The following is a 10,322-nucleotide window of genomic DNA, read 5'->3' as shown; positions in this document are numbered from 1 at the left end:
TGGGGTCACAGGTTCGATTCCCGTCGTAGCCACCACATTTTTGGGGTATCGCCAAGCGGTAAGGCAGCGGATTCTGATTCCGCCACCCCAGGTTCGAATCCTGGTACCCCAGCCATACAAAGACTGCGCAAGCAGCGGTAAACGGGGCGATTGTCGCAAGACATCGCCCCGTTTTCTTATGTTCGTTTCCATGCTTTCCCCCCTTTTCTCCCCTCCAGGGTATCAGCCGGTTATCACGCGTTGTGAAAATATCAGGTTTATCCTAATTTATTTGCAACTAAACGCGGCGCAAGCAATCCCAGATCATGGTATCGGTCATATTGTTAAGTGCACAATCGCCGACGATTGCGCGCGGGAAACGGCCTCTGGTGTCGTTAACATAAAGATCGTTGTCTAGGCTAGCCGTTTAAATAGACAGGTTTCAGGGAGCTGTTCTCGCCTTTGATTGTGCGCAACATAAGGTAAATTCGAGCACAATTAATTGATAAATTGACCATTATTCATTGGGACTCAATGATGATTAACTTTAAAACAGCAAGTATTGAAGAGTTAAAGATAGAATATAAGCGCCTGGCCAAGCTGGTGGGCGATATGCCCTTCGGCACGAAAAAAGAATTTTACCATCTGCCGGCGATCCTGGCCGACGATGAAACACCGCTCGCGGTCGCCTCCGGCCTGATGGGCGGCAATACCTGGCTGATTACCTTGACCAACTACCGGATTATTTTTCTGGATAAAGGTATGGTTTACGGTCTTAAGCAGGTTTCTGTCGACCTGGCGGGCGTGGTTTCCGTAAGCGGGCGCACCAAAATGATGACCGGCAGCATTACCCTGAGCACCGCGGGCCAAAACTATACCATCGAGAATGTGATGAAAGGCGCGGTTACCCCGTTTACCAATATGGTGAATATCGCGCGGGACAATCTCGGCAAGCAGCCGGACTTGCGGCAAGCGGCAAGCGCCCGTCCGCAGTATGACGTGATTACCCAGTTGGAAAAGCTGGCGGCGCTGAAGGAACGCGGCATTTTAAGCGATCAGGAATTCAGCGTGCAAAAAGAGAAAATCCTGGCGATGTAACGCCCACCTGCGCCGGCCCGCCCGGCGCTTAGCGGGACATGCAGGGGAAAGCGCCATTCCGGCTGATTGTCCACGCCGATGTTATCGCTTAAGCGCAGGCGCAGGCGCAGGCACCGGCGGGCTTTCCGTGCCGTCCGGCATGGAAAGCCCGCCGGATAAGATCGCCTAAGCGTCCTTTGGTCCATCCGGCAGCAGCGCGCGCATCAAATGCTGACTGCGCGGCAATAAGCCTATCTTGAGGCCAAGCGGCTTAAATACCCGGTTTAATACCGATAACGACTGGCTGCCCTGGTCTCGTTCGATATCGGATAGAGTACGACGGCTGATATTGACCAATAAGGCATAGCGTTCTTGGGACATGCCAAGTACGCCTTTACGAAGCTGATGTAATACTTGCCCTGGCGTTATCTGCTCGTTGAAGAGTTCGGTAATCATATGCAGCAACAGCGCCTCCCGTTCTTCAGGAGAAAGTTTTTTCATAATAACCGCCAGTTTTCAAGTTGCCGATCGATGTGGTCAAATCTCATTACGGGCATAGCGATTATGCTGTCCGGCACTCCACGTTTAACCAGGCGTGCTTTAAGCCCGACCAACTTTCGCGCGATGAGTTGAAGCTCTTCCATGAGCCGTTCCGGATTCGCTACATCGGCAAGTTCCAATGCGATATCCTGCCATTGAAAACGCCCTCCCATTTCAAAGGGCGCCCCCCACTGAGTGCTTCGTGCTATGCCCTCTGGATCGGCTTTCATCGGCGCAAAATCATAAATCGGCGCCAGCCAAATGCCTTCAGGCCGTTTGATTAACGCGGTATTCCCGCCGTGATTATCAGAGTTGCCGAAGATAACATTCAGAAAATCCCGTTTTACCAGTTCGATAACAAAAGATTGAACATCGAATGGCTCATTTAACTCTACAACGCGATGTTGCCGTTTGAGCTTGGCTGTTAATTCGCGAATGACCACAAAATGATTAAGCGGGCTGCCCGGCGCTTTATCCAATACAGAATAAACGGACTCTAGCCCGAATAACTGACGTTTTCCATGATAAAAACCCACATCAAAACGCGGTAGCCAAAGCGATGGATAAAGGCCGCCCTCGATGAGCCTCATATTTGTTGTATTAATCGTATCCATGCCTAGGGCATTGAGTTCTTGGTAATAATGAAATTCTGCGCGCAAAATATCACAATCGATCGCACTGCGATTAGCGCGTGGAAATTTTACTAAAAAATGTTGATCTGGATTTTGGTCGTCATCCTGAAAAGTATCGATCCAGATTTCATCGTTGGCGGAGCAACGTAATAATAGTTTTGGCGCCTCCCCTCCAGCGCCAGTGGCGCCACCGCCCGCCGCGCCCATCTGTTGTGCGTATTCTAAAAAATCAGTATTCCGCTCGGCCACATCCTGTACGGTAAACCGAATTTGATTAATTTGTTTAACCGCGGGTAAATCGGTTAAGGATTCCTTAATGCGCATATTTCCCACGGGAGCAATAACGCCTGACCGCAACAGAGCGCTATCTTGTTGGTTTGACGGCAGGCCTTGTAATCCTAATTGATTTACCCAATATCGCCGACTGGCCCCAGAGGGAATAATATCGTCGAGGAAAGTAAACCACGGCCTTGATCGGTAGTTTTCCATGAGTACCGCAGGCAAATTGATACTACAGGCATGCTCATCATCCCGTTCCATGAATTCCAGCGCATAATCAAACGCGTAACCGAGTAACGTTAAACTCGCGCGTCCTTGGTCAGGTTCGGAAAATGTGATAGACGCGGCGTCCTGCCATCTTCCTTCGACAAAAATTTCAATAGTCAATTTCATGGACACCTTCAATGAGCAATATTTTGCTCATTTTAGCGCTAACTTTTTTGAAATGGGAATTATTTTGCTCAAAAAAATCTCAAATGAAAAAAATGAGCAATATATTGCTCATTTTTATGCTGCCAACGCCCGACGCTACCGCCAGTCAGAGACCCAGGGCATATTTCAGCGCCCGGACTTTCAGCGGGCCGGCGCGCTGGGCCAGGATCAGGCCGAGATTACGCGCCAGCCGGACCGGCGGCAGGCTGTTGCTGAAGGCGCCATAAAAGAGATCCATGCCGCTTTGCATCAGCAGATTATCGCCGTAGCGGCGGTGCTGGTAACGCTTCAGAATGCGCAGCTCGTCCCAGGGTTCATCATGTTCGCGCGCGCCCAATACCACCGAGGCCAGCGCCTCGGCGTCGCGAAAGCCCAGGTTTACGCCCTGCCCCGCCATAGGATTAATGGTATGCGCCGCGTCGCCAATCAGCGCCAGTCCCGGCCGCACATAATCCCTGGCGTGGCTGCGCACCAGCGCGAAGGCGCCCGCCGCATGCACTTTCACCGCGCCCAGGCGTGAGGGAAAGGCGGCCTGCACCTCGCGCTCCAGGGCGGCGGGCGGCAGAGCCTGCAGCTGGCGGATGCGCGCCGCGCGGTCATACCATACCAGCGACGCCCAGTTATCATAAAGCGGCAAAAACGCCCGGGGACCGTCGGGGGTAAATTCCTGCCAGGTGACATCCTGCTGACCATAGGGGCATGCCACGGTTATCAGCATGCACGACTGGCGATATTGCCAGCCGATGGTGCCGATGCCCGCCCACTGCCGCACCTTTGACTGCGCCCCGTCGGCGCCGATGAGCAGCCGGGCGCCCACGCGATCGCCATTATCAAGCGTCAGGCGCCAGCCGCCGCCGTCATGGCGCATTTCCGCCAGGGCGGCCGGCGCGCGCAGCGTCAGGTTGCCACAGCCGGCAAACGCCTGCCACAGCGCGCGCTGCAGCCTGATATTTTCCACCATAAAGCCCAGTTCGGGCAGATGCAGCGCCGCGGCGTCGAAGGAGACCCGGGACTGAGCCCACTCCCAGGTCTCGAGGCGGCGATAGGGGACGCGGACATGGGAATCGATACGATCCCACGCCCCCACCCGGCGCAGCAACTCCGCCGACGCGCAGCTGATAGCCGAAACGCGCAAATCCGGCGGTGTATCCGGCCGGGGCTCCGCCTGGAGGGCATGGTCCAGCACCATCACCCGTAAACCGCCCTGCGCCAGCATCAACGCCGCCAGGGCGCCGACCATGCCGCCCCCCGCCACCACCGCATCATAGGCTGTTTCGTTTGTGTTCATCTCGGCTATGCTTGTGTCAGTGATTAAACATTTGCTTAGTGTACCGCAATTTTTCATTATGAAAGAGGGCCGGCGGCTCAGCCCACTGGTCACGACAACGCCAAAGGATTACAATACGCGCCCTGCATGAGCCCAAGGGCTTTTTCGCACCCTAAAATAATGCATAAAGTAATGGCAAGCCGATGACAAAAAAACTGCATATCAAAACCTGGGGCTGTCAGATGAACGAGTACGATTCATCGAAGATGGCCGACCTGCTGGACAGCACCCACGGCTACCAGTTGACGGACAACGCCGAAGAAGCGGACGTGCTGCTGCTCAATACCTGTTCCATTCGCGAGAAGGCGCAGGAGAAGGTGTTCCACCAGTTGGGCCGCTGGCGGGCGCTGAAAGAAGCCAATCCGGATTTGATTATCGGCGTCGGCGGCTGCGTGGCGTCCCAGGAAGGGGCGCATATCCGCGAGCGCGCCCATTATGTTGATATTATATTCGGGCCGCAGACCCTGCACCGCTTGCCGGAAATGATAAACCACGTGCGCGGCACGCGCAGCCCGGTGGTGGATATCAGCTTCCCTGAAATCGAAAAATTCGACCGGATGCCGGAACCCCGCGCCGAGGGGCCCACCGCCTACGTCTCCATTATGGAAGGCTGCAATAAATATTGTTCGTTCTGCGTGGTGCCCTATACCCGCGGCGAGGAAGTCAGCCGTCCCTGCGACGATATCCTGTTCGAGATAGCCCAACTGGCGTCCCAGGGCGTGCGCGAAGTCAATCTGCTGGGGCAGAACGTCAACGCTTATCGCGGCGCCAGCTTCGACGGCGATATCTGTACCTTCGCGGAGCTGCTGCGCCTGGTGGCGGCCATCGACGGCATAGATCGCCTGCGTTTCACCACCAGCCACCCCATCGAATTCACCGACGATATCATCGAGGTGTACCTGGATACGCCGGAGCTGGTCAGCTTCGTGCATTTGCCGGTGCAAAGCGGCTCGGATCGCATCCTGACCATGATGAAACGCGCCCATACGGCGCTGGAATACAAATCCATCATCCGCAAGCTGCGCAAGGCGCGCCCCGGTATCCAGATAAGCTCCGATTTCATCATCGGTTTCCCGGGTGAGACCCAGGACGACTTTGAGCAAACGATGAAGCTGATTGCCGATGTCAATTTCGACACCAGCTACAGTTTTATCTATTCCGCGCGACCCGGCACCCCGGCGGCGGACATGGTGGACGACGTCGGCGAGGACGAGAAAAAGCAGCGGCTGCATATCCTGCAGCAGCGCATCATCCTGCAGGCGATGCAGTTCAGCCGCCAGATGATGGGCACTATCCAGCGCATCCTGGTGGAAGGCACCTCGCGCAAAAGCGTGATGGAGCTGGCGGGCCGTACCGAAAACAACCGCGTGGTGAACTTTGAAGGCACGCCGGGCATGATCGGCAAGTTTGTCGATGTCGAGATCGTCGATGTCAATCCCAACTCGCTGCGCGGCGTGGTCGTGCGCACCGAGGATCAGATGGGCCTGCGCGTCAGTGAAAGCCCGGCATCGGTGATTGCGCGCACCCGCAAAGAAAATGAACTCGGCGTCGGCACCTTCCAGCCGTGATGCCCGCCCGGTCCGTAACCGGGCGGCCTCCCCCGCCACCCGGTTCTTGCGTTGCCTCCCCGGTTGCTTTTCACTTATCGTGCCCCCATATTGATTTAACGATCCGCGTCCTTGACGCTGGCGCCGGTTTACTTCATTTATGAATATGTCAGTCTTAATCTACTCCCTAACATGGCCTGAAGGGCCCAGAGGAAAAGTTTGAACGTCGACACTAAAGAAATCATGCTGGAGCCTGCGGATAATAAGCGCTTAATGAGCCTCTGCGGGCCGTTCGATGACAATATCAAACAACTTGAGCGCCGCTTGGGCATTGAAATCAACCGCCGCGACAACGTCTTCAAACTGGTCGGCACCGCGCTTTGCGTCGAGGCCGCCGCCAGGATCCTGCTGACGCTCTATGTGGATACGGCCCCGGTGCGCGGCGTGATAGCCGATATCGAACCGGAAAAAATCCATCTGGCCATTAAAGAGAGCCGGGTGCTGGAACAAACCGCCGAGAGCGTGCCGGATTTTGGCAAGGCGGTGAATATCCAGACCAAACGGGGCATTATCAAACCCCGCACGCCGAACCAGGCGCAGTATATCGCCCATATTCTCGATCACGACATTACCTTTGGCGTCGGCCCGGCCGGTACAGGTAAAACCTATCTGGCGGTGGCGGCGGCGGTGGATGCCCTGGAGCGCCAGGAAATTCGCCGTATCATGCTGACCCGTCCGGCGGTCGAGGCCGGTGAAAAACTCGGCTTCCTGCCCGGCGATCTCAGCCAAAAGGTCGACCCCTACCTGCGTCCGCTGTATGACGCGCTGTTCGAGATGCTGGGCTTCGAGCGGGTGGAGAAATTGATTGAGCGTAACGTCATTGAAGTCGCTCCGCTGGCCTATATGCGCGGACGCACCCTCAACGATGCCTTTATCATCCTGGATGAAAGCCAGAACACCACCATCGAGCAGATGAAGATGTTCCTGACGCGCATCGGTTTTAATTCCAAAGCGGTCATTACCGGCGATATCACCCAGATCGACCTGCCGCGCAATGCCAAATCCGGCCTGCGCCACGCCATCGAAGTGCTGGCCGACGTGGAGGAAATCAGCTTTAACTTCTTCCATAGCGAGGACGTGGTGCGCCATCCGGTGGTGGCGCGCATCGTGGTGGCGTATGAGGCCTGGGAAGCGGCCGATCAGAAACGTAAAGACGCGCTGGGCGAACAGCGCCGGCGTGAAGCGCAGGCCGCTTACAACGCGCAGACTCCGCCCGCCTCGGGCGATAACCAGGAGCCGGTCAAATGAGCGGCGTCATCCTTGATTTACAGGTAGCCTGCGCCGATCCGGCCGGCTTGCCCGATGAAGCAATCTTTATGCATTGGCTGGAAGGGGTGCTGCCGCAGTTTCAGGACGAGGCCGAGGTGACTATCCGCCTGGTGGACGAGGCGGAAAGCCACGAACTCAACCTGACCTACCGCGGCATGGACAAGCCCACCAACGTGCTGTCGTTCCCTTTTGAAGCCCCGCCGCAGGTGGAGCTGCCCCTGCTCGGGGATTTGATCATCTGCCGCCAGGTGGTGGAACGGGAGGCCGTCGAGCAGGAAGTGCCGCCGGAGGCGCACTGGGCGCATATGGTTGTCCACGGCTGTCTGCATCTGCTAGGGTATGATCATATCCAGGATGATGAAGCCGAGGAGATGGAGGCGCTGGAGGCCGACATCATGCAGGCTTTAGGCTACCCCGATCCCTATCTGAACGAAAAAGACGACTGATAAACGACGCCGGTCCCGGAGTGGGGCCGGTTTATACGATCCACTTATCCACTACGAGTGAAATTAACTAAACGCCATGAGCGACGACCATTCGCAAAGCAACGACAGCCCCAGTCCCAAAAAGGGCTTTTTTACCCTTATCCTTAATCAGCTGTTTCACGGTGAGCCAAAAAATCGTAATGATTTGCTGGAGCTTATCCGTGATTCCGAACAAAACGAACTGATCGATCCCGATACCCGCGATATGCTCGAAGGCGTTATGGATATCGCCGAGCAGCGTGTGCGGGATATCATGATCCCGCGTTCGCAAATCGTGACCCTGAAAAACAACCAGTCGCTGGAAGAGTGCCTGGATGTGATTATCGAATCCGCGCATTCCCGTTTCCCGGTGATAAGCGAAGACAAGGATCATATCGAGGGGATCCTGATGGCCAAGGATCTGCTGCCGTTTATGCTCAGCGATTCGCAGCCGTTCAGCATGGATAAAGTGTTGCGCCCCGCCGTGGTGGTGCCTGAAAGCAAGCGCGTCGATCGCATGCTCAAGGAGTTCCGCTCCCAGCGCTACCATATGGCCATTGTGATTGACGAGTTCGGCGGCGTATCCGGCCTGGTCACCATTGAGGACATCCTGGAGCTGATCGTCGGCGAGATCGAGGATGAATATGATGACGAGGAAGATCGGGATATCCGCCAGCTTAATCGTCATACCTTCACCATCCGCGCGCTGGCGCCGATTGAGGATTTTAACGAAACCTTCGGCACCCACTTCAGCGACGAGGAAGTGGATACCATCGGCGGGCTGGTGATGCAAGCCTTCGGTCATCTGCCGGCCCGTGGTGAAACCATTGAAATAGATGGTTATATTTTTAAGGTCGCCATGGCCGACAGCCGGCGTATCATCCAGGTCCATGTTAAAATCCCCGACGACTCACCCCAACCGATAATGGAAGAATAAACCTTACATGGCGAGCGCATTGCGACTTGAGCGCCAGTGGGTACGCGCATTGCTGGCGTTGTTGACCGGCGCCTGCGGTACCCTGGCATTTTCACCTTATGATTTTTGGCCGGCGGCGCTGGTGTCCCTGGCCGGTTTACTGGCGGTTACCCTTAACCGCACGGTGCGGCAGTCCGCCTGGCTCGGTTTTTTCTGGGGATTCGGGCTGTTTGGCACCGGCATGAACTGGATTTATGTCAGCATCGCCCAGTTCGGCGGGCTGCCCGGCCCGGTAAATATCAGCCTGGTCGCGCTGCTGGCGGCATACCTGGCGCTGTACCCGATGCTGTTTAGCGGCGTGCTGGCGCGTATCTGGCCGCGCACCTCGCTATGGCGGCTGGCGCTGGGCGCCCCGGTGCTGTGGCAGGTCACGGAATTCCTGCGCGGTTGGGTGATGACCGGCCTGCCCTGGCTGCAATTCGGCTACACGCAGATCGACGGCCCCCTAAAGGGGCTGGCGCCGCTGTTCGGCGTCGAGTCCATGACTTTTATCCTGATGGCCGTAAGCGGCCTGGCGGTGGCCGCCGTGGCCCTGCGCGCGCCTGTTGCCGGCATCTGCGCGCTGGCGCTGCTGTTGCTGCCCTGGCCGCTGCGCAGCCTGCATTGGTATGCCCCGCAGGACGCCAGGGCGGTGAACGTCGCCATGGTGCAGGGCAATATCGCTCAATCGCTGAAGTGGGAGGCCGATCAGGTGCGCCCGACGCTTGATGTATACCTGAGCCATACCCGGCCGTTCCTGGGCAAGGCGCAGATGGTGATTTGGCCGGAATCGGCCATTCCGGATGACGAAACCTCCCAGGCGCCGTTCCTGACCGAGCTTGATGGGCTGCTGCGGGAAGAGCGTACCAGTCTGGTGACCGGTATTATCGACACCCGCAGGACAGCGTCGGGTTATAGTTATTTTAACAGTATCCTGGTGTTGGGGGAGCCGACGCCTTACCGCTACCCCAGCCCGAACCGCTATGCCAAACACCATCTGGTGCCCTTTGGCGAGTTTGTGCCGCTGGAGAGCCTGCTGCGTCCCCTGGCGCCGCTGTTTAACCTGCCGATGTCGTCGTTTAGCCGCGGCAATTATATCCAGCCCCAACTGAGCGTCGCCGGCATGAGGCTGACCGCCGCTATCTGTTATGAGATTGTGCTCGGCTCGCAGGTGCGTGATAACTTCCGGCCGGATACCGATTTCCTGCTGACCATTTCCAATGATGCGTGGTTTGGTCATTCCATAGGCCCGTGGCAGCATTTCCAGATGGCGCGCATGCGCGCGCTGGAGTTGGGACGCCCGTTGCTGCGCAGTACCAATAATGGTATTACCGCGGTGATCGGCGCCGATGGCGCCATTGATGCGATGTTGCCGCAGTTTACCCGCGACGTGTTAAGCGCGCGGGTGACGCCGACGACCGGGCTGACGCCCTATGCGCGATTTGGCGACTGGCCGCTGTGGGTGCTGACGCTGCTGTTGGGCTTTGCCGCCGTGGTATTCGGCCGGCGGGCGGGCCGGCGCGCGCTGTAATCGTCTTGGCGGCGGTGGGGGATTGCTGGTGGCGGGCGTGGTGGTTTATGGCGCCGAGGCAGGGGGTTTCGCTTGCCGTGCGTGCGGTGTTTATATGTATTGCCGGGTGCCGGCAAGCGACAAGAAGGGGCTCACGCGAGCCCCTTCTTGACTTCCCCGCGCCCGGCAGGTCGCGCGTCGCTGCGCGATGCCTTCCGGCGCCCATGCCCCCGTGATGCACCGGCCCGGTT

9 protein-coding genes and 1 tRNA gene are annotated in these 10,322 nt (G+C 57.2%); 7 read left to right on the top strand and 3 right to left on the bottom strand.

Annotated features, from left to right (window positions below; all coding sequences use genetic code 11):
* Positions 1-41: 41 nt before the first annotated feature.
* Positions 42-115: transfer RNA gene (locus VGC33_RS11555), tRNA-Gln, on the top strand.
* A 398-nt stretch (positions 116-513) separates the two neighbouring features.
* Positions 514-1,077, top strand: coding sequence for a PH domain-containing protein (locus VGC33_RS11550; protein WP_331120902.1), 564 nt, complete (start codon positions 514-516; stop codon positions 1,075-1,077).
* 165 nt (positions 1,078-1,242) lie between these two features.
* On the opposite strand, the gene VGC33_RS11545 is transcribed toward VGC33_RS11550, so the two are convergent.
* The 3 genes from VGC33_RS11545 to ubiF all read right to left on the bottom strand — a co-directional run bounded on the left by VGC33_RS11545 (position 1,243) and on the right by ubiF (position 4,227).
* Positions 1,243-1,557 carry a helix-turn-helix transcriptional regulator gene (locus VGC33_RS11545; RefSeq protein WP_331120901.1) on the bottom strand — a complete coding sequence of 105 codons (315 nt, stop codon included), beginning with the start codon at positions 1,555-1,557 and terminating at the stop codon, positions 1,243-1,245.
* A complete protein-coding gene (locus VGC33_RS11540) occupies positions 1,554-2,900 on the bottom strand; it encodes a type II toxin-antitoxin system HipA family toxin (RefSeq protein WP_331120900.1) in 1,347 nt (448 codons plus the stop codon). Before VGC33_RS11540 ends, VGC33_RS11545 begins: the two co-directional genes overlap by 4 nt.
* A gap of 145 nt (positions 2,901-3,045) precedes the next feature.
* Complete coding sequence (ubiF, locus tag VGC33_RS11535; RefSeq protein ID WP_331120899.1) at positions 3,046-4,227, bottom strand: 3-demethoxyubiquinol 3-hydroxylase; 1,182 nt, start codon at positions 4,225-4,227, stop codon at positions 3,046-3,048.
* Positions 4,228-4,409: 182 nt separating this feature from the next.
* On the opposite strand from ubiF, the gene miaB reads away from it, so the two are divergent.
* The 5 genes from miaB to lnt all read left to right on the top strand — a co-directional run bounded on the left by miaB (position 4,410) and on the right by lnt (position 10,092).
* The gene (gene miaB / locus VGC33_RS11530) at positions 4,410-5,834 is read left to right on the top strand and encodes a tRNA (N6-isopentenyl adenosine(37)-C2)-methylthiotransferase MiaB (RefSeq protein WP_331120898.1); all 1,425 of its coding nucleotides are present in this window, start codon (positions 4,410-4,412) and stop codon (positions 5,832-5,834) included.
* Between the two features lie 222 nt (positions 5,835-6,056).
* Entirely contained in the window at positions 6,057-7,121 is a 1,065-nt protein-coding gene (locus VGC33_RS11525) for a PhoH family protein (RefSeq protein WP_331120903.1), read from the top strand.
* Entirely contained in the window at positions 7,118-7,588 is a 471-nt protein-coding gene (gene ybeY, locus VGC33_RS11520; protein WP_331120897.1) for an rRNA maturation RNase YbeY, read from the top strand. The genes VGC33_RS11525 and ybeY overlap by 4 nt, the downstream gene beginning before the upstream one ends.
* A 76-nt stretch (positions 7,589-7,664) precedes the next feature.
* Complete coding sequence (gene corC, locus VGC33_RS11515; RefSeq protein ID WP_331120896.1) at positions 7,665-8,543, top strand: CNNM family magnesium/cobalt transport protein CorC; 879 nt, start codon at positions 7,665-7,667, stop codon at positions 8,541-8,543.
* Between the two features lie 7 nt (positions 8,544-8,550).
* Entirely contained in the window at positions 8,551-10,092 is a 1,542-nt protein-coding gene (gene lnt, locus VGC33_RS11510) for an apolipoprotein N-acyltransferase (RefSeq protein ID WP_331120895.1), read from the top strand.
* Positions 10,093-10,322: the final 230 nt, after the last annotated feature.

The organism is Acerihabitans sp. (assembly GCF_036398755.1).
Taxonomy (GTDB): Bacteria; Pseudomonadota; Gammaproteobacteria; order Enterobacterales; family Enterobacteriaceae; genus Acerihabitans.
Note: the sequence above shows the minus strand (reverse complement) of the source record. Positions and strands in the feature narration are given on the sequence as shown.

What these genes read in the sequence shown, in the direction of transcription:
- VGC33_RS11550 (WP_331120902.1), top strand. Translation starts at nt 514, where the DNA reads ATGATGATTAACTTTAAAACAGCAAGTATTGAAGAGTTAAAGATAGAA.
- VGC33_RS11545 (WP_331120901.1), bottom strand. Translation starts at nt 1,557, where the DNA reads ATGAAAAAACTTTCTCCTGAAGAACGGGAGGCGCTGTTGCTGCATATG.
- VGC33_RS11540 (WP_331120900.1), bottom strand. Translation starts at nt 2,900, where the DNA reads ATGAAATTGACTATTGAAATTTTTGTCGAAGGAAGATGGCAGGACGCC.
- ubiF (WP_331120899.1), bottom strand. Translation starts at nt 4,227, where the DNA reads ATGAACACAAACGAAACAGCCTATGATGCGGTGGTGGCGGGGGGCGGC.
- miaB (WP_331120898.1), top strand. Translation starts at nt 4,410, where the DNA reads ATGACAAAAAAACTGCATATCAAAACCTGGGGCTGTCAGATGAACGAG.
- VGC33_RS11525 (WP_331120903.1), top strand. Translation starts at nt 6,057, where the DNA reads ATGCTGGAGCCTGCGGATAATAAGCGCTTAATGAGCCTCTGCGGGCCG.
- ybeY (WP_331120897.1), top strand. Translation starts at nt 7,118, where the DNA reads ATGAGCGGCGTCATCCTTGATTTACAGGTAGCCTGCGCCGATCCGGCC.
- corC (WP_331120896.1), top strand. Translation starts at nt 7,665, where the DNA reads ATGAGCGACGACCATTCGCAAAGCAACGACAGCCCCAGTCCCAAAAAG.
- lnt (WP_331120895.1), top strand. Translation starts at nt 8,551, where the DNA reads ATGGCGAGCGCATTGCGACTTGAGCGCCAGTGGGTACGCGCATTGCTG.